The organism is Paenirhizobium selenitireducens ATCC BAA-1503, assembly GCF_900492185.1.
Classification (GTDB): Bacteria; Pseudomonadota; Alphaproteobacteria; order Rhizobiales; family Rhizobiaceae; genus Allorhizobium; species Allorhizobium selenitireducens_A.
Map to the genome: position 1 here is coordinate 752,822 of NZ_UEYP01000001.1, position 18,870 is coordinate 771,691.

General features: G+C 61.7%; 16 protein-coding genes and 2 pseudogenes. 4 read left to right on the plus strand and 14 right to left on the minus strand.

The window, feature by feature from the left end:
* Together RHIZ70P_RS03630 and RHIZ70P_RS03635 are read right to left on the minus strand one after the other, a co-directional pair.
* A complete protein-coding gene (locus RHIZ70P_RS03630; RefSeq protein WP_115668980.1) occupies positions 1-1,014 on the minus strand; it encodes an alpha-ketoacid dehydrogenase subunit beta in 1,014 nt (337 codons plus the stop codon).
* Between the two features lies 1 nt (position 1,015).
* Entirely contained in the window at positions 1,016-2,251 is a 1,236-nt protein-coding gene (locus RHIZ70P_RS03635) for a thiamine pyrophosphate-dependent enzyme (RefSeq protein ID WP_115669071.1), read from the minus strand.
* 397 nt (positions 2,252-2,648) lie between these two features.
* Between RHIZ70P_RS03635 and RHIZ70P_RS03640 the strand changes: the two genes are divergently transcribed.
* Complete coding sequence (locus RHIZ70P_RS03640; RefSeq protein ID WP_115668981.1) at positions 2,649-3,113, plus strand: Lrp/AsnC family transcriptional regulator; 465 nt, start codon at positions 2,649-2,651, stop codon at positions 3,111-3,113.
* A gap of 128 nt (positions 3,114-3,241) precedes the next feature.
* Here RHIZ70P_RS03640 and RHIZ70P_RS03645 read toward each other — a convergent pair whose 3' ends face one another.
* From RHIZ70P_RS03645 to proV, 4 genes are all read right to left on the minus strand, one after another.
* The gene (locus RHIZ70P_RS03645) at positions 3,242-3,523 is read right to left on the minus strand and encodes a transcriptional regulator (RefSeq protein ID WP_115668982.1); all 282 of its coding nucleotides are present in this window, start codon (positions 3,521-3,523) and stop codon (positions 3,242-3,244) included.
* 85 nt (positions 3,524-3,608) lie between these two features.
* Positions 3,609-4,487 carry a glycine betaine ABC transporter substrate-binding protein gene (locus RHIZ70P_RS03650; RefSeq protein ID WP_419178261.1) on the minus strand — a complete coding sequence of 293 codons (879 nt, stop codon included), beginning with the start codon at positions 4,485-4,487 and terminating at the stop codon, positions 3,609-3,611.
* 52 nt (positions 4,488-4,539) lie between these two features.
* On the minus strand, positions 4,540-5,433 hold the full coding sequence (locus RHIZ70P_RS03655; RefSeq protein ID WP_115668983.1) for an ABC transporter permease: 894 nt from the start codon (positions 5,431-5,433) through the stop codon (positions 4,540-4,542).
* Positions 5,434-5,493: 60 nt separating this feature from the next.
* Positions 5,494-6,726 (minus strand): glycine betaine/L-proline ABC transporter ATP-binding protein ProV, encoded by a 1,233-nt coding sequence (gene proV, locus RHIZ70P_RS03660; RefSeq protein ID WP_115668984.1) that lies wholly within the window; start codon positions 6,724-6,726, stop codon positions 5,494-5,496.
* A gap of 602 nt (positions 6,727-7,328) precedes the next feature.
* On the opposite strand from proV, the gene RHIZ70P_RS03665 reads away from it, so the two are divergent.
* On the plus strand, positions 7,329-7,802 hold the full coding sequence (locus RHIZ70P_RS03665) for a YbhB/YbcL family Raf kinase inhibitor-like protein (RefSeq protein WP_115668985.1): 474 nt from the start codon (positions 7,329-7,331) through the stop codon (positions 7,800-7,802).
* A gap of 128 nt (positions 7,803-7,930) precedes the next feature.
* Positions 7,931-8,098 (plus strand): annotated as a pseudogene (locus RHIZ70P_RS03670) (Hsp20/alpha crystallin family protein); the annotation flags it as partial.
* A 75-nt stretch (positions 8,099-8,173) separates the two neighbouring features.
* On the opposite strand, the gene RHIZ70P_RS03675 reads toward RHIZ70P_RS03670, so the two are convergent.
* The 8 genes and pseudogenes from RHIZ70P_RS03675 to otnK all read right to left on the minus strand — a co-directional run bounded on the left by RHIZ70P_RS03675 (position 8,174) and on the right by otnK (position 17,732).
* Positions 8,174-8,419, minus strand: a complete 246-nt coding sequence (locus RHIZ70P_RS03675; protein ID WP_115668987.1) for an acyl carrier protein — start codon at positions 8,417-8,419, stop codon at positions 8,174-8,176.
* The gene (locus RHIZ70P_RS03680) at positions 8,416-9,666 is read right to left on the minus strand and encodes a dihydrolipoamide acetyltransferase family protein (protein WP_115668988.1); all 1,251 of its coding nucleotides are present in this window, start codon (positions 9,664-9,666) and stop codon (positions 8,416-8,418) included. The genes RHIZ70P_RS03675 and RHIZ70P_RS03680 overlap by 4 nt, the downstream gene beginning before the upstream one ends.
* Positions 9,667-9,668: 2 nt before the next feature.
* Positions 9,669-11,672, minus strand: coding sequence for a pyruvate dehydrogenase (acetyl-transferring) E1 component subunit alpha (gene pdhA, locus RHIZ70P_RS23215; protein WP_115668989.1), 2,004 nt, complete (start codon positions 11,670-11,672; stop codon positions 9,669-9,671).
* The gene (gene acsA, locus RHIZ70P_RS03690; RefSeq protein WP_115668990.1) at positions 11,669-13,417 is read right to left on the minus strand and encodes an acetate--CoA ligase; all 1,749 of its coding nucleotides are present in this window, start codon (positions 13,415-13,417) and stop codon (positions 11,669-11,671) included. The genes pdhA and acsA overlap by 4 nt, the downstream gene beginning before the upstream one ends.
* A gap of 215 nt (positions 13,418-13,632) precedes the next feature.
* Positions 13,633-14,445 carry a Crp/Fnr family transcriptional regulator gene (locus RHIZ70P_RS03695; protein ID WP_115668991.1) on the minus strand — a complete coding sequence of 271 codons (813 nt, stop codon included), beginning with the start codon at positions 14,443-14,445 and terminating at the stop codon, positions 13,633-13,635.
* A 409-nt stretch (positions 14,446-14,854) separates the two neighbouring features.
* Positions 14,855-15,760 (minus strand): annotated as a pseudogene (locus RHIZ70P_RS03700) (NAD(P)-dependent oxidoreductase); the annotation flags it as partial.
* A 54-nt stretch (positions 15,761-15,814) separates the two neighbouring features.
* Positions 15,815-16,456 (minus strand): 3-oxo-tetronate 4-phosphate decarboxylase, encoded by a 642-nt coding sequence (gene otnC, locus RHIZ70P_RS03705; RefSeq protein ID WP_115668993.1) that lies wholly within the window; start codon positions 16,454-16,456, stop codon positions 15,815-15,817.
* Complete coding sequence (gene otnK, locus RHIZ70P_RS03710; RefSeq protein ID WP_115668994.1) at positions 16,449-17,732, minus strand: 3-oxo-tetronate kinase; 1,284 nt, start codon at positions 17,730-17,732, stop codon at positions 16,449-16,451. The genes otnC and otnK overlap by 8 nt, the downstream gene beginning before the upstream one ends.
* A 123-nt stretch (positions 17,733-17,855) precedes the next feature.
* Here otnK and ltnD point away from each other — a divergent pair, with 123 nt between their 5' ends.
* Positions 17,856-18,869, plus strand: a complete 1,014-nt coding sequence (gene ltnD / locus RHIZ70P_RS03715) for an L-threonate dehydrogenase (protein ID WP_115668995.1) — start codon at positions 17,856-17,858, stop codon at positions 18,867-18,869.
* Position 18,870: the final 1 nt, after the last annotated feature.

Genomic DNA, 18,870 nt, shown 5'->3' on the forward strand with positions numbered 1-18,870 from the left:
TCATGCCTCCATCACGGTTTTCAGCGCCCGGCGGATGCGTTCCTGTCCGGGGAAATAATCCCATTCCTGCGCATGCGGATAGGGTGCGTCCCAGCCGGTGACGCGCATGATCGGCGCTTCCAGATGATAGAAGCAGGCCTCCTGCACGCAGGCGATGATCTCGCCGGCAAGTCCCGAGGTCCGGGTCGCTTCGTGAATGACCACGCAGCGCCCGGTCTTGCGCACCGATGCCTCGATCGCCTCGAGATCGAGCGGCAGGAGGGAGCGCAGATCGACGATTTCGGCATCGAGCCCGAGGCTATCCACGGCGGCCTCGGCAACGAACACCATTGTGCCATAGGTGAGAATGGTGACGGCGCTTCCTTCGCGGTGAACCCGCGCCTTGCCGAGCGGTATGGCGTAGTGCCCCTCCGGCACCTCACCCAGCGGATGGCTCTTCCAGCTCTGCGCCGGAGCGGCATGATCGCCGTTGAAGGGGCCGTTGTAGAGCCTTTTCGGCTCCAGGAAGATCACCGGGTCCGGGTCTTCCATCGCCGTGATCAGCAGGCCCTTGGCATCATGCGGCGTGCAAGGCTGCACGACCTTCAGGCCCGCCACATGGGTAAACAGCGCCTCCGGGCTCTGGCTGTGGGTCTGGCCGCCATAGATGCCGCCGCCGGTCGGCATGCGGATGACGATCGGACAGGAAAACTGCTCGTTGGAGCGGTGACGGATGCGCGCCGCCTCCTGGGTGATCTGGTCATAGGCCGGGTAGACATAATCGGCGAACTGGATCTCGACGCAGGGTTTCATGCCCTGTGCCGCCATGCCGATGCCAAGCCCGACAATCGCACTTTCGTTGATCGGCGTGTCGAAGACGCGTTCCTCGCCGTATTTCTTCTGCAGACCGGCCGTGCAGCGGAACACGCCGCCGAAATAGCCCACATCCTCGCCGAAGATCACCACTTTTTCGTCACGCTCCAGCATGACATCCATGGCGTCGCGAAGCGCTTCAATCATGGTCAGACGTGCCATGTCAGACCCCCATTTCCTGCCGCTGACGGCGGATATGTTCCGGCGTGTCGGCATAGACGCCCTTGAAGATGCTGGCGCCCGGAATGGGCTGCGGATCGAGCAGCGTTCCGGCCGCCTCGACGCGCTTCTGCACATCGACGATTTCAGCCAGGATCCGGGCCTCGGCCTGGACATGGCGCTCCTCGCTCCAATCGCCCCGCAGAATGAGGTGCTGCTTCAGGCGCTCGATCGGATCCCCGAGAGGCCAGGCCTTTGCCTCGTCCTTCGGACGGTAGGCGCTTGGATCGTCGGAAGAGGAATGGGCGCCGACACGGTAGGTGTACCATTCGATGAGCACCGGTCCGTGCCCGCCCCGCACCCGCTCGGTCGCCCATTTCGTCACGGCCATGACCGCGAGATAATCATTGCCGTCGACCCGCAGCGCCGGAAGGCCATAGCCCAATGCCCGCGCGGCATAGGTCCGCCCATGACCTCGGGCAACGCCGGTATAGGTGGAAATGGCCCACTGGTTGTTGACGACATTGAGGATGACCGGCGGCCAGTAAGAGGAGGCGGACAGAAGGCCGGTATGAAAATCATTGGAGGCCGTCGATCCGTCGCCGATCCAGCCGACCGCGAGGTTGTCTTTGCCGGTCAGCGCATTGGCCATGGCCCAGCCCACGGCATGCACATATTGCGTGCCGAGATTGCCGGAAATGGTGAAAAAGCCGTGCTCGCGCGCCGAGTGAAGCGTCGGCAGTTGCCGGCCGAGCAATGGGTCATAGGCGTTGGAGTAGATCTGGCCCAGGAGCTTTTCCAGCGGATAGTCACCGGCTATCAGCAGGCTCTGCTGGCGATAGGTGGCGAAATTCATGTCGCCGGGCTTCAAGGCCCGCCGAAAGGCACAGCCGATCGCCTCTTCGCCGATCTGCTGGATGTAGAAGGACATCTTGCCCTGGCGCTGGGCGTTCAGCATGCGCGTGTCGATGATACGAGAGGTCATCATGTCGGCCAATCCCGTCCGCAGGGTATCGGCATCCGGGCTTCCCAGATAGTCGGCCCAGGGACCGACCGGCTCGCCGGCATCATTCAGCACGCGGATGAGCGAATTTGCGTGCTCGACGCAGTCGGTTGCCGCCACATCGAGCGGGGGAACGGCGAGCGCGCCGGCCTTGGGGATCTCCAGGGACGAGAAATCCGGCTGTTCCCCGGGACGTGCGGGCGGATGGGCAAAGGACAGTCTGGTTTTCGAACTCACTTTCTTCTCCTCCAAGCAAGTGCTTCGGCTGGCGCGCGAGGCGCCTTTGATCTGCTGTGCAAAAGCCTCCCGCCTTTGCGCAATCAGGTTTTGGTCATTCTCCTGGATCCTGAGGCAAGCCGCCTGTTGAACGCAATGTCGGTGGAATAGGCGGCGCCCGATGGAAAAACCGGCAATCGCCGGGACGTGCTGTCGCGTGGAAATCTAAAGGGCGGCTGGATACGCTCGACATGTCGGCCCCCTCCCAAGGGCAAGGATCATTCGACGATCATGCATCATGCTATTCCTCGATGCCGGGAAATGTCCTGACTTTGTTTCCCCGTCTTGAGCGATCTTCCGAAACGAACCATGCTGTCATCGGCTTGGCGCATTCATTCATTTCCTGGAGGAGGAAAACATGGGGCAAATTCTGGATTCCACGGATCGAAAGATCCTCACGCAATTGCTGAAGGATGCCCGCCAGCAGAATACGCAACTGGCCGAGGCGGTCGGCCTGTCACCCCCGCCCTGCTGGAAGCGGGTGAGCCGACTGGAGCAGGCAGGCATCATCCGCGGCTATACGGCCGTGCTCGACATGGAAAAGCTGGGTTATCCCGAAATCGCACTGATCGACATCACGCTGGAAAACCACGCGCACTATCCGCTGGAAGGCGTCTGCGAAAAACTGGCGGCTCTGCCGGAAGTTCTCGAGGTTCACATCACCACTGGCGATTTCGACTGCTTCATCAAGGTGGCAATCTCGGATACCGGCGCGCTGGAGCGTTTTCTGCGGGAGAAACTCTACATGATCGACGGCGTGCGGGGGACGCGCACGAGCTTGTCCCTGCGGCGTTTCAAGGACGTCCAGTCGACGCTGATCTGATCGTCAGACCGCAGAAACAACTGGATTATCGGCCTGATGTGGCTGGCGACCCTGTCTCGCCGGTGGCAATGCAACACGCAAACCAAAGCGCATCGGCCGCGGAGATTGGCTCCGGGCAGGTCCATGTCTCAATGGACATCGACAGGTGAAGGCTCCTCCCAGTCCGGTCCATGTCCCTGGCCTGTCAGCAGCCAGGGCAAACTGACCTGCAGAACACCGGCCATCATGCTCAGCCGGTTTGCACGCGGTTCGGCTCGGTCCTTTTCCCAATTGGCCCAGGTCCGCGCCTCGACGCCGAGGATCCGTGCGGCATCCTCCGTCGACAGGTCCAGCACATCGCGTGCGAAGGAGATCCGTCCGCCGAGTGTGTCGGCTTGTCGATCGATCGCGTGATAGGGAATGTCCAGCATCTCATGTCCTTCCTGATTGAGGGGGCCCGCCTCGAGAGGCGGACCGGGTCACGACCGGCAGCACCGGACGCAGGATTAGGGATCGCTATTTCCCGACCCAGGCCTTGATCTGGTCCGGATGGTCGGAGATGTACTTGGTGACGGCTTCCTCGTAGGACGTTTCCTGCGCGGCAAACATCGCCGCTTCGAGGTCGGACAGCGGAAGCTTCATGCGCGACATGAAGGCGGCGACCTCGGGATTGTCCTGCTTGAAGCCCTTGCGCGCCAGAACGTCGACATGCTCCGCCTCGCCCAGGGCCTTCTTTGGATCGTCGATGTAGCGCAGCTTGTATTTACCGAACATCCAGTGGGGGCTCCAGGAAGTGGCGACGAACCAGTCTTCGGAGCGATAGGCCCGCTCGACGCTGGTCAGCATGCCGGCTTCGCTGGAGATCTGCAGCTTGTAATCGCCAAGCTCATAGGTCTTCAGAGCCTCCTGCGACAGGCGGGTGAGACCAGCGCCGGGATCGATGCCCTGCACCGTGTTCTTCAGCTTTTCCATCACCTCGGGCTTCTTCAGGTCCTCGATGGACGAGATCTCGCTTTCAGGGATATAGGCCGGAACGACCCAGCCGAGCTTTGCTCCGTCATAGACCGTGCCGAGGGTTTCGACCTTGTCCTTGACGCGGCTGTAGTAGTCGGCATGCGTCTGCGGCAGCCAGGCCATCATCATGAAATCCAGGTCACCACGGCTGACGCCCTGATAGAGCGGTGCCACGTCGGTCTGAACAAGCTCGACGTCCTGGCCAAGCTCGTCCTTGATCAACTTGGCCGCCAGCTTGGTGACGAATTCGGCGTCAGACCAGGCCGACCAGCCGATCTTGACCGGCTTGCTCTCCTGCGCAAAGCCGGCCTGGGCCGTCCCGCTGACAAGCATTGCGGCAAGACCGAGGGTGGCGCCGAGGGACGCGATATTTTTCAACATGGTTGCTCCTTTTTCAAAGGTTCGCATTCGGCGGGGAACGCCCCGCCATGGTTCAGCCGGAGACAGTGGCACGCGTTACGGGTGCGTCTGTTTCCGCTGGTTTCCAGGAGAGGAGGCGGCGCAAGCCGGCGTTTTCCTTCCCGAGACTCTGGGTGATTCGGTCGAGAACGACCGCCAGGATCACGACGGCGAGACCGCCCTCGAAGCCGGTGCCGACATCGAGACGCTGAATGCCGGTCAGCACCGTATTGCCCAGACCGCCCGCGCCGATCATCGAGGCTATGACCACCATCGAAAGCGACAGCATGATCGTCTGGTTGATGCCGGCCATGATCGAGGGCAGGGCATTGGGCAATTGCACCTTGAAGAGAAGCTGCGACGACGTACAGCCGAAGGCCTGGCCCGCTTCGATGAACTCCGCATGCACCTGGCGGATGCCCAGATTGGTGAGGCGCACGACCGGCGGCATGGCGAAGATGACCGTGGCGATCGTTCCCGGCACGGCGCCGAGGCCGAAGAACATGGCTGCGGGGATGAGATAGACGAAGGCCGGCATGGTCTGCATCAGGTCAAGCACCGGACGCACCCCGGCAGCGACCGTGTCGTTGCGCGCCATGGCAATGCCGAGCGGCAGGCCGACGACCATGGCCAGGATGGTGGATGCGATGACCAGCGACAGTGTTTCCATCGTGGCGGGCCAAAGCCCCATGTACTGCACGAGCCAGAGTGACAGACCGGTGAAGACGGCAAAGCCGAACCCGACACGCCAGAGGGATAGCACCACGAATATGGCGATCCCCACGGGCATCGGAACGGCGGCGAGCGCGGCCAGGATACCGCCGGTGACAAAACCGATCGTGGCGGCGATCATGTCGAGCGCCGGCGAGAAATTGTCGAGAATATAATTGACGGCGGTGTCGACGACGTCGGCGATTTCGAAAGTCATGGGGATCCTCTCTCAGAAGAGACCAGCTGCGTGATCCGCTTGCGCGATCAGTGGGCGCGATCAGTTGGCTCGATCAAGCGTTTCGAGCAGGACGGCCTTGCTGATCGAGCCGAGATAGCGGTTGCGCTGGTCGACCACCGGTACCGGCCAGGGGCTCGACGCGACGCGGCCCAGCACGTTTGACAGGGGCTCTTCCGCCGGGATGGGTTCCACCTCGGGCAGGAAGGCACTGCGGTAGGGGTCGGGGTCCCTGGCGCGCACCTTGTCGACCAAGGAGGCCTGGCTGACCATGCCGTGATAGGTCTTGTCGCGACCGAGAATGATGGCGTAGTCGCGGTCGAAATTCTTCATCCGCTCGAGCGCCGCCGCGACGCTAACGCCCTGTCTTTCGATGATCGTCACCTGCGTCTTGCGCGCCACGTCGCCGGCCTTGAAGACCTGACTGACATCGACATTGCGGAAGAAGGACCGGACATAGTCATTGGTCGGCTGCATGACGATTTCGTCGGGTGTACCGACCTGGACAACCTCCCCGTCCTGCATGATGCAGATACGGTCGCCGATCCGCATGGCTTCGTCGAGATCATGGCTGACGAAGACGATGGTGCGGCTGTGTTCCGACTGCAGGCGTACCAGTTCATCCTGCATTTCGGTGCGGATCAGCGGATCGAGGGCCGAAAAGGCCTCGTCCATCAGAAGTATGGTGGGCTCGCTGGCCAGCGCGCGGGCCAGGCCTACGCGCTGCTTCATGCCGCCCGAGAGCTGGTCCGGGCGGCTCTCGGCATAACCGGCAAGTCCGACCGCGTCGAGTGCCGCACGCGCCCGTTTCTTGCGCTCGGCCTCTGCCATGCCCGCCACTTCGAGGCCGAAAGCGGCATTGTTGAGAACCGACCGGTTGGGCAGAAGCGCAAAGGACTGGAAGACCATGCTGATGTCGCGCCGGCGAAGCGCGATGAGCTCGCTGCGGGACATGCCGGTAATATCGTGGCCGTCGATTTCGATCGAGCCGGAGGTCGGTTCTATCAGGCGGTTGAGCAGGCGGAGCAAGGTGGACTTGCCGGAGCCCGAAAGGCCCATGATGACAAAGATCTCGCCGGCATGGATGTCGAATGTCGCATTGGAGACGCCGATGGAATTGCCGGTCTGTGCATGCACCTCCGCCTTCGACTTGCCGGAGCGGAAGAGTTCGAGCGCCTTTTCCGGTCGCTCACCGAAAACTTTGTAGACGGATTTGAGACTGATCTTGGGCGTGTCCGGTTTTGCCGACACGTCTGTTTCAGTTGTCAGGGCCATATTTTCTCAAGCCCCCGCTCGGTAGCGGGGGAACGCTCCTTTTCTGGCGAAAATAGTTCCACGCGGAGCACTCAGTGCTGTTCCGAGGGAGCAATATTCCCGTCTTCATCGAACGGCGCGAGCGCCGCAGTTCCCGTGCTGATATCAGTCTCTGTTGGCAAGGCATAAGGATGCCTGAGACAATTGGATCTGCAAAAAGCAAATCGCCTCGCGAGCGAGGTGAGGCCGCTACATATGGGAAAAAGCCGTACTTGTCCATAAAAAAATCTAGATTTAGTGGTTCCAGCCTATTGTTCGCTTCGCCTTGGCTTGCGGTCGGAACGCCGAGAAGTGGGGGGATAAGGGCATTTTCCGCCTTTTCGGCGGCCCTCATTCAGGGTGTCATGCGCTGCCTGATATGATGCAGAATAGGATTTTCCGGCATCGTCATTCATCAATGATCCAAGGTCTTGGTGAACGGCGCAGAGAGTAGATATCCGTCAAGGAAACCACGTGCTCACAACGGCTTCGGCTGTAGCCAAGCTTGGCGGGGGCATTCACCGGGGGTCTTCCGAGATGACGACGTCGCGACAGGCTGGCGTCTTTAACGAAAGGAGCATGACATGGCCTTCGTGATAACCTCACCCGCATTCGCCCATAACGGACAAATTCCGCGCGCCTATACCTGTGAGGGTGAGGACATCTCGCCGCCACTCGAGTGGAAAGGCGTTCCGCCCACGACGAAAAGTCTTGTCCTCATCGTCGACGATCCGGACGCCCCGGATCCCGCCCACCCAAAAATGACCTGGGTTCACTGGATACTCTACAATCTGCCTCCGGACCTGAGCGGTCTACCCGCCGGCGTGTCGGTCCTGCACGGAACGACCGTGACCGGTATCAACGACTGGAAGCGCAAGGATTACGGCGGCCCCTGCCCGCCGATCGGCAGGCATCGCTACTTTTTCAAGCTCTATGCACTCGATCGCCTGCTTGACCATTTGACGCCGGGATCCAAGGACCAGATCGAGTCGGCGATGCGCGGCCATGTCCTCGCCGGCACGGAGATCATCGGGACCTATCAGAAGGCAGGCACGTGATGGAAAGAGGCCGACCTGGCTGATACCGTTATGGCGTCTGACGCCGATCCTTCGATCGAACGTCAGCGAAACCGACAACGAGATCTGCATGACGGACGAACTTCCCGGCGCGGAGCAAAAGGGGCGCGCTTCATCGCATAGAGCGTTCGGCCGATTCCTTCCAAAGAACGATGATTTTGCCGTTCAGGGTCGACGCCGACACCCTCAAGGCCGATTTTCAGAATGGTGTGCTGACGGTCGCGATCCCGAAACCGGCGGGCGCGGTGGCGCAGACAAGAAACATCGAAGTCAAATAAGCCGCCTTTGGCGTTCCGACGCTGACGCCCAAGCGTACACTCGAACCAGCATGTCAAACGATGTGCCGGGACCTTCTAGACGACCTTCTCCCCGAGATAGTCGACGATGGCAGCGAAGCTGCGAAGCCTGGGATAGTCCTCCTCCGGGATCGGCAGCGAAAAGCGCTTTCCCAGAGCCGTGATCAGATTGAGGAAATCGATGGAGTCGATGTCGAACTCCTGCCTAAGGTCGCCATCCCCGTCTATCTCCGCAACATCGACATCAGGCGCGATGCGCCGAAGCGCCTCCGCCAGCACCGCTTCCAGTTCCTGCTTGGTCATAGGGCCTCCGGCTTCTGCAGAAGTTGGTCAATATGAGACAGAAAGAGCGCGCCGCGGTGGCCGTCGCTTACCCGGTGGTCTCCGGCCAGCGTGACATGCACGATCTTGTGCGGACCGATCAGACCCTCCAGTGCCCGTACTTCCGTGACCGGCATGCCGAAGCCGACGATGGCGACCTGCGGCGGATAGATAACGCCATAGAGGGTCTCGACACCGCGATCGCCAAGGCTTGAGACCGTAATCGTCGGGTCCGACAGTTCCGACGAACGGAATCTGCCTGCCCTGACCCGGCCGACAAGATCGCGCATGGCCGCCATCAGTTCGGGGACACCGAGCGCATCGGCATCATGGATGGCGGGAGCCACGAGACCGGTTCCCCGGATATTGATCGCCACGCCGGCATGGACGACTGGGCTCGGGCGGAAGACGCCGTCGGTGAAATGTCCGTTGAATTCCGGATACTTCCGCGTCGCCCGCGCGACAGCCTTGACGAAAAGTGCGCCCAGAACCAGACGCTCCGCCGGATCGCGCCGGGTGTTGAAGTTCGAAAGCCAGGCCTCGGCTTCCGTGAGGTCGATTCTGTGCGCCAGATAATAGTGCGGGATCTCCCGTTTCGAACGCGCCATCGCGGCGGCAATGGCGGCGCGCATGCCGGTCATCGGTTGCGGGACGGGTTCGACGGGTGGAGCGGCAGGTGTCGGCGGACGGCTTTCCATTCCCTCAAGATCACGAAGCTGGATAGCCCCATTGGGACCGCTGCCCTTGACCAGTGACAGATCGATGCCGTGATCCGCCGCATGGCGGCGGGCCGCCGGCGAGGCACGCACCCTTTCCGGCGCTACTTCGGCAGCCATCGGCGACGCCGCGACGGACAAGGGCACAGGCTCTTCCGGTTGCTGCCGGGCGTCGACTGCAATCTCGGCCATCCGCGGCGGAACGGGGGCTTCTGCGGGCGGTCCTTCCAGGGCCGGCGAAGCCGGAGCCCCTGGGGTGACAGCCGCCGCCGGCTCGTCCTGACGCCGTATCAGCGCGATCGGTGCTCCCACCGGAACCCTGGCGCCAATCTGGGCGATCGGGCCCTCGAAGATGCCTTCCTCGAAATTCTCAATCTCGATCGCACCCTTTTGGGTTTCGACCACAGCGATGACGTCGCCCCGCCTCAGGGTCGCTCCCGGCTTGACGAGCCATTCGACGAGCGTCCCGGCTTCCATGTCCGCGCCAAGCGAAGGCATACGGAATTCAGCCATGATCAGGCCTTTCCCATAAGAGTGCGCACGGCAGAGACGATCTTGTCGACCTGCGGTATCGCCGCTTCCTCGAGATGCTTGGCATAGGGGATAGGCACCTCCTCGCTGCAGACCCTGGCAAGCGGCGCATCGAGCTCGTAGAAACACTTCTCCGCAATCCGCATGCCGATTTCGGCGGAGATGCTTCCCGAGCGCCAACCTTCGTCGACGATCAGTGCTCTCCGGGTCTTCGACACCGAGGCGAGGATCGTCTGCTCATCAAGCGGCCTTAGACTGCGAAGATCGATGACCTCGGCGGAGATGCCGGCACGTTCGAGTTCGGCCGCGGCATCCAGTGTCTTGAACAGCGATCCACCATAGGTGATCAGCGAGACATCGCGCCCTTGCCTGCGAACCGCTGCGCTGCTGATATCGACCGGACCGGCGTTGACGGCCAGTGGTCCGCTTCGGTTGTAGAGCATGACATTTTCGAAGATCAGCACCGGGTCCGGGTCTTCCAGCGCCGTCCACAGCATGCCGCGCGCGTCTTCGATGGTCGCCGGCGTGAGCACGCGGAGGCCTGGTATGTGCGCATACCAGCCCTCCAGACTGTGGGAGTGCTGCGCCGCCAGTTGCCGGCCTGCCCCCGTCGCCATACGGATCACGATCGGGACCCCGAACTGGCCGTTCGACATGTGCCGGAACGTCGCGGCCGTGTTGAGAATCTGGTCCAGGGCCAGCATGGAGAAGTTGACCGTCATCACCTCGACGATCGGGCGCATTCCGGCGATCGCGGCGCCGATTCCCGCGCCGGTGAACCCGGATTCCGACAACGGTGTGTCGCGGATACGGTCCGGCCCGTATTTCTGCAGCAAGCCCTTGCTGACGGCATAGCACCCCCCATACTGGCCGACATCCTCCCCCATCAGGAAAGTCCGGCTGTCGCGGTCGAGCGCCTCCTCAATCGCCATCTTCACCGCTTCGCGATAGGTGGTCTCCACCGTCTCGGCAGCCGGCTCGACCCTTGGCGGCGAAGCGGGCCGAACCGGGGCCACGACATGCCGGGCCAGGCTCTCGAGCGGTTCCCAGCTTCCGTTTTCCGCGAACGCCACGGCCTCGACGATCTCGGCATCGGTTTCAGCGACGATCCTGTCAATATCACCGGCATGAACGATGCCATTCTCAAGCAGCCATGACTGGAAGCGCAGGATCGGCCCCTTGCGCCGCCATTCCTCGACCTCCTCCTTCGATCGATAGAGCTGTGCATCGAACATCGAGTGGGCGCGGAACCGATAGGTCTGGCACTCCAGAAAATAGGGTTCCCCCACCTCCCGGATCGTTTCCAGTGCGCGCCGTGCGGCCGCCTCGACGGCAACGACATCCATTCCATCGACAAGCTCGCTGATCAGCCCGTAACTCTCGGCCTTCCTGTGAATGTCGATGACCGCCTCCGAGCGTTCCAGCGCGGTGCCCATGGCATAACGGTTGTTCTCGCAGACGAACAGCACCGGCAGATGCCAGAGCGAGGCGAGATTGAGGCTCTCGTGAAATTCCCCTTCGGCGACCGCACCTTCGCCGAAAAAGCACACCGTTACTTGTTCATCGCCGCGCATCTTGTCGGCAAGTGCCAGGCCGGCGGCGAGCGGCAGGCCACCGCCGACGATTGCGTTGCCGCCGTAGAAATTGGCGGCGGCGGAAAATAGATGCATGGAGCCGCCCCGCCCGCCCGAGCAACCCTCCATCTTGCCATACATTTCCGCCATGACCGTCTTCATCGGCAGGCCGCGCACCAGCGCGTGACCGTGTTCGCGATAGGTCGCGACGATACGATCCTCGCTTTGCAGAAGAGGAATGATGCCGGCGGCGATCGCCTCCTCGCCATCGTAGAGATGCAAAAATCCACGGATCTTCTGCTCGGTGTAGAGCTCGGCGCACTTGTCCTCGAACCGGCGGATGCGGATCATCTGGGCCAGCAGGTCGAGCACGTGCTCTCGCGTCAGATGCGGTTTTTGGGAGCGGTCGGTCATTTTTCGTCACTTTCGAGCGTTGATATGTCGCCCTCGGGCAGGCCCAGTTCCCGTGCCTTGAGCAGGCGCCGCATGATCTTGCCGGAGCGCGTCTTGGGCAGATTATTCCTGAAAGCAATTTCCTTCGGCGCAACGGCGGGACCAAGCCGCTTTCGCGCATGGCCGAGGAGATCGAGCATCAGGTCATCGTTGCCCTCGTGACCCGGTTTGAGAGCGACGAAGGCCTTGACCACCTCGCCGATCGTTTCGTCCGGTATGCCGATGACTGCCGCCTCGGCAACGGCCGGATGCTCCATCAGCGCGCTTTCGACCTCGAACGGGCCGATCAGGTGGCCCGCGCTCTTGATGACGTCGTCATCGCGACCGACGAACCAGAAATATCCATCCTCGTCCCGCATCGCCAGGTCGCCGCTCAGGTACCAGCCATCGACGAAGCACTTGCGGTAGCGTTCCTCCTCGTGGAGATAGGCCCGCATCATCGACGGCCAACCGGGTTTCAGCGCCAACTGGCCGATCGTCATCGGCCTTGAGGCTTCCCGCACCGTACCGTCATGCTTCTCGACGATCCCCGCGACAATGCCGGGAAGCGGCTTGCCCATCGAACCGGGCTTGACGTCCATCGAGGCATAGTTGGCGATCATGATGCCGCCCGTCTCCGTCTGCCACCAGTTGTCGTGGAACGGCATGCCGAACGTCCTGTTGCTCCAGATCACGGCTTCGGGATTGAGCGGCTCGCCGACGCTGGCCATGAACCGCAGTCGAGAAAGATCGTATCCCTTCGCGAGCGCCGCGCCGGCTTTCATCAGCATGCGGATGGCGGTCGGTGCCGTGTACCAGACGTTCACCTTCTCGCTCTCGAGGATGCCATACCAGCGGCCGGCATCGAATTCGGCCTCGTCCACGATCATCGTGGCGCCGTTGGTGAGCGGCGAAATGATGCCGTAGGACGTGCCTGTAACCCAGCCGGGATCGGCCGTGCACCAGAACACGTCATCTGGATGGAGGTCGAGGGCAAGCTTTCCGGTCAAATGGTGGGCCACCACCGCCCGGTGCACATGAACGGCACCCTTGGGTCGACCTGTCGTACCGGAGGTGAAGTGCAGGAGCGCCATGTCTTCCGGATCGGTCGCCGCGACCGGAAACTCCGTTGCCGCTTTGGCCATCAGCGAGGGGAGATCGTGCATGTCCGATTCCACCTCATCGCCGGCATCGATCAGGAGTATCGCGTCGAGGCCCTTGAGTTCCTTGCGCCAGGGAGCGACCTTTTTTTTGTAGAGCGAATGGGAGGTGACCAGGACGCGCGCGCCGCCGATCTCCATGCGGGCCTTGACTGGCTCCGGTCCGAAGGCCGAAAACATCGGGCAGAAAACCGCGCCGCATTTCAGCGTGCCAAGCGCGGCGACGTAGAGTTCCGGGACACGACCGAGCAGGGAATACACCCTGTCACCCCTGGCAATCCCAAGCCCATTGAGAACATTGGCGAAACGGTTCGTTTCCCGCTGCAGTTCGACGTAACTGAAGTCCCGCCGCGCACCGTCTTTCGAAATCCACCGGATGGCAGTCCTGTCGCCTCGACCGTGAATGACGTGCCTGTCGATGGCCTCGAATGCGATGTTCAACTTTCCGCCGGAAAGCCCGTCGAGAAGACGCTCCGCGTCCTCCCAGTGAAAGCCCGCGCAGAACTGGTCATAGTCAGGCAGATTGGCCTTTAGCCTGGTGGCGTCGCTCTTGCGGATAATGTCCATCGACCTCTCCCACGTGGCGTCCGTTGGCAATCCTCCTCCAGGACCCACAATCTCTATATGGATCAGAGCCCCTTTGAGCCGCATTGATGGCCGTCAACGCCCTGGTCCCTCCTGCACCCGGGATAGCCGCCCCGTTGCTCGAGCCTCTGGCGCGATTGGTAGAGAGCGCTTTTGATAAGCTTCGGAGTTTGAGGGCGAAACGCGTCGACGCGGATTCAGGCGAGCCCAGATTGCGACCAGCTCTTTCCCTTCAGCGCCTGCGGCACTCCGGAATCGAGCTCGCTCGTCGTTATCGACTTCGCCATGGCGTTCCAATGCTGCTTCGACAGCGACTGAAGCCGACCGAGATTGCAGATCTCGAAATGGGAATTGTCCAGAATCCTGATGATCCTCTGACGTGCCAACGCCTGAACATGCCTGCTGATGGTTTCGACCGTGGTGCCGAGGTAGCCGGCGATGTCGCGACGCCCGATTGGAAATTCAATGAAGCGGTCGTGGGTCGGCACTCCGGCCATACGCATCCTCTTATGGATATGCAGCATGAAGCTGACAACGCGTTCGAAGGTGTTCTGGCAACCGAGAACCATGATCCATTCGCGACTCAACTCCAGATCGCGCAACGCCCCCATCATGACCGTGTGCTCCAGCCCATGATGGCTGGCCAAGAGGGCTTCGAAGGGTTTCTGAGGAAATACGCAGGCAGCGACATCGGTCGCGGCCTCGTACATGAAGGCACTGCCGCTGCGAAAAAAATGTCCGAAATACTCGCCGGGCATGGCCAAGCCCACGATCTGCTGTCGTCCGTCGTCGAGTGTTTGCGTTATGCGCACAACGCCGGATGCCACCCGGCCGATGATGCTTGGTTCATCGCCCTCGGCAACGATGGTGATACCGCTGTCATACTGCCTGATATGGCCGATCCGGTTCAATTGCTCTTGTGCGTCATCCGGCCGAACGCCCGTGGGATGACTGTGTAGTTGCAGAGGCTGGCCAGCAGTCGCATCCGAATCGACCATGATTTTTGGCATACTCTCCTCCTCCTAGCAGCAGTAGCCCAATGCAATTGACAGTCTTCCTAACACCTACTCCCAACACCGCGCGTCGAATTGACCCAAGTCAACCCCTACGCGGACTCAGCCCTTCGCTAACGATATTCAATCGACGGCACCAACTTCGACACGGCCGACGTCGCCGGCGACCTTGGCCCAAAGCCAATATTCTCCGGCCCGACCTTGCGCGCCGGCTCTTGGCGGCACCGCTTATTGCCTTCCGGTTCCTACAGCAATTCCTCCTCCTGTCCTGGAACGAGCGGCCGCCCAGACCGGAGCACTGGCGCCCCCGGATGCGGCTGGCAGGAGTTGTCCTGCCGGCCGCAGGGCTGCCCACGGAATCAGTTCATGGCAATCTCCAGACACCTTTATAGCCAAAGGCGGAGGTCTACTTCCGGTCGAGACCATTGAGCTTGGCAATGAAGTCGGCCAGATGCGGCACGTAGTCCTCAGGCCCACCTCCACCGCCGGCGACTGCCATTGCATAGGAGTTCTTGGCGGCACTGGCGAGCGGCGTTGCGATCGTCGCGGCGTTGGCCATGGATTCAAGATATTTGAGATCCTTGTAGGCGTTGGACAGCGTAAATCGGTGTGCCTCCCGGTTTCCTTCGAGGACATAGCCCATGAAGGTCTGATAGAAACCACTGTCCATCCGGCCGCCGCGGATCACACTGTCAAACCGATCGACGGAAATCCCCACCTTGCGTGACAGGGCGAGCGCCTCCGCGAACAGTGCGCCCATGCCAAGGGCTATGAAATTATTCAACAATTTCATGCGATGACCATCGGCTATGCCACCAATGTGAACGATCTTGCCGGCCCAGGTGTCGATGACGGGGCGAATTCTTGCGAAGATCGCATCATCAGCACCGACCATCGCATCAAGCGTGCCTTCCCAGGCTTCCTTCGGTGTGCGGCTCAGCGGGGCATCGGCAAAATGGACGCCCTGCGCCTTGAGTTCGTCTGCCAGGCGGGCGGTGACAGTCGGGTCTCCGGTCGAGCAGTCAACCACGACCGATCCGGAGGCAAGCTTCGGCTTCATGCTGTTGACAACCGCTTCGACTTCCCGCGAACTGGTGAGGCAGAGAAAGACGATCGTCGAGGCTGCCGCGAGTTCTTCCAGAGACTTGGCTTCGGTCGCGCCGCGCGAAACGAGATCCTCGATCGGCTTGCGGTTCCGATGGGCGATGACGGTCAACGGATAGCCCTTCTCGACGATATTCTTGGCCATGCCATGACCCATAAGGCCGACGCCGACAAAGCCGACAGTTTCATTTGCCATCGTATTCATTGTTCTCTCCTGCGGAACTGTTCGAAAATCGAGGTCGCTGACGTAAGGTCAGCCGCGTTAGACAAGGTTGAAGCGCCGGCGCAGATCCGCCACCTGCTCAGGCGTCAGGACGCGTTTGGCGTGGTTCTGCAGCATCAGAAAGAGCTTGGCGGTCTCTTCGAGCTCCTCGGCGGCATACTGTGCATTGGCGAGGCTGGTGCCAGCCACGACCGGACCGTGGTTGGCCAGCAGCATGGCATGGTGCCGACCGGCGAGGCTGCGCACAGCTTCAGCAAGCGCCTGGTCGCCCGGCGCGAAATAGGGCACGAGCGGCAGGCGCCCGACCCGCATGATGTAATAGGCGGTCAGCGGCGGCAGCACGTCCTCGGGATCGATGTCCGCCATGATGCTGACGGCGGTCGAGTGGCTGGAATGGAGATGCACGACCGCACCGGCATCGGCCCGTTCGCCATACATGGAGAAATGCAGGAAGGCCTCCTTGGTCGGCGCGTCTCCCGATACGAAACGGCCGTCAGTGTCGAATAGGGACAAGCGGGCCGGGTCGAGCGCGCCCATCGAGACATTGGTCGGGGTCATCAACCAGCCGCCGTCGGGCGTGCGGACGGAGATGTTGCCGGTCGAACCGGAGGTCAGGCCCCTTTGGAACAGGGACTGCCCCACCCGGCATACCTCGTCACGAAGGCGGTTGACGTCATGCATCCTCAGTCTCCATTTCGAGCAGGTCCCAGGCCTTCAAGAAAAAGTCCTTCGCGCCGAAATTTCCCGATTTCAGCGCCAATGCAAGATCCGGCCCCGAAATGCTGCGCGTCCAGGGCACCCCCGGATCGATTTCCGGCCCGATCAGAAGAACCTTGACGCCGAGCGCCTCGACGATCGCGCCCGAGGTCTCGCCGCCGGCAATCAGAAAGCGGGAGAAACCGGCATCCTTGAGCCGAAGCGCGACGTCTGCCAGTGTTCTTTCCACCAATGCACCTGACTCATGACGTCCCATCACCGATTGGATCTTGGCCAATTCGTCAGGACCGGCACTCGAATAGATGAGTGGCGGCTGATCGCCTGCCGAATGGATTGCCCAGTCCGCGAGATCCGCCGCCGTCTGACGGCCCTGCGCAATGGCTGCGATGTCAAGCCGTAGCACAGGCAGGCCAGCGGCCTCCGCCACCTCGATCTGGCCGCGTGTCGCCGCCGAGCACGAGCCGGCAAGAATTGCCGCACGACCGGGAGGAGACGCCATTCGCGCCGTTTTTGCCGGCGGTGTGAACTCCTTGGTCTGCCTGAAATTTTCGGGCAGTCCCATCGCCACGCCGGAGCCACCGGTTACAAGCTTCATTCCGGCGCAGGCCTTGCCTATGATCCGGAGGTCGGCGTCGGTCAGCGTGTCGACGACCAGAATGCGTTTGCCTGTCGCATATTGCTCGGCGAAGGCCGCCTTCAATGCTTCCGGACCCCGCGAAATGATATCGGCCTGAACAAGGCCCACCGGCCGGCTGCATTGGCGCTGCAGCACGCGAACAAGGTCCGGATCACGCATGGGGGTCAGCGGGTGATCCTTGAGCGGGCTTTCCGACAGCAGTCTGTCACCGACGAACAGGTGACCCTTGTAGACCGTCCGCCCGGCGGCCGGAAAGGACGGGCAGGCAATCGTCACCGGCGTACCGGTCAGATCCTGCAGCGCTTCGGCGACGGGGCCGATATTGCCGGCATCCGTCGAATCGAATGTCGAGCAGTATTTGAAGATGAGTTGCTCGGCGCCTGCGGCCAGAAGGACCCGAGCGGAAGCGAGCGACATATCGACCGCTTCGCTTGCCGGTATCGTGCGCGATTTGAGCGCCACGACAACGGCGTCCGCTCCGGAAAACTCCATGTCGTCGCCGGGCACGCCGATCACCTGGATCGTGCGCATGCCTTCGCGCGAAAGCATGAGGCAGAGGTCCGTGGCCCCGGTGATGTCGTCGGCAACAGCGCCAATCAGCACGTCTTTCCTCCCTTGTGCGGCCGCGGCTCGACGCTCGCAAGCCCACCCTCCGCAAATCCATCGAAGCCCTTGATCTCCAGACGAAAATAAGGACTTGCAATGCAATTCGCGGATAGGCTAACCATGTTGTGGCAACGCTATCATTACTTTTCCGGGAAGGGAAGAGCAAGCACCTGCGGAGCGGTAGGCGGACGATGGATCGGAAGGTTGGTTTCTGACATGAGCAAGCAAACGGGTTTGAAAGTCTGCGTCGTCGGACTGGGATCGATGGGCATGGGCGTGGCAACTTCCTTGCTGCGCGGCGGCTTTGAAACGATCGGCTGCGACGTCAGCGAGGACGCCATGACGCGTTTTGTCGCCTCGGGTGGAAAAGCCATCGGAAATCCGGCGGAAGCTGCCAGAGATGCGGATGTCGTCATTACGGTCGTGGTGAACGCAGCCCAGACGGAGGCCGTCCTGTTTAGCGCGGGCGCGGCTGCCGCGATGGCGAAGGGGGGCGTCGTGCTCTCCTTTGCCACGATGGGGCCGGACATGGCCCGCGGGCTCGAAGAGCGCGTGGAAGCGCTCGGGCTCGGCTATATCGACGCCCCGATCAGCGGAGGGGCCGGCAGGGCTGCGGCCGGCGAACTGACGATCATGGGCTCAGGGCGTCCAGAGGCCTTCGACAAGGTTCGCCCGGTACTCGATGCGATCGCTCAGAAGGTCTACGAACTCGGGGATCGCGCCGGCATCGGCGCTTCCTTCAAGATCGTCAACCAGCTCCTGGCCGGGGTGCATATCGCGGCCGCCTGCGAAGCCATCACCTTTGCGAAGGCACTCGGCCTGGACATCGCCAAGGTCTATGAGGTCATCACTGCATCCGCCGGCAATTCCTGGATGTTCGAAAACCGTGTTCCGCACATTCTCGAAGGCGATTACGCGCCACGAAGCGCAATCGACATTTTCACCAAGGATCTGGGCATCGTCTCGGATATCGGTCGAAACCTGAAATTCCCGCTCTCGATCGCCTCCACTGCTCTGCAGATGTTCATCATGACATCGGCAGCCGGAATGGGCCGCGACGACGACGCCTCGGTCGCCCGCTTGCTGGCTCAGGTGACCGGACTGGACTTGCCAGAAGCGCCGGGGACGATCTGAA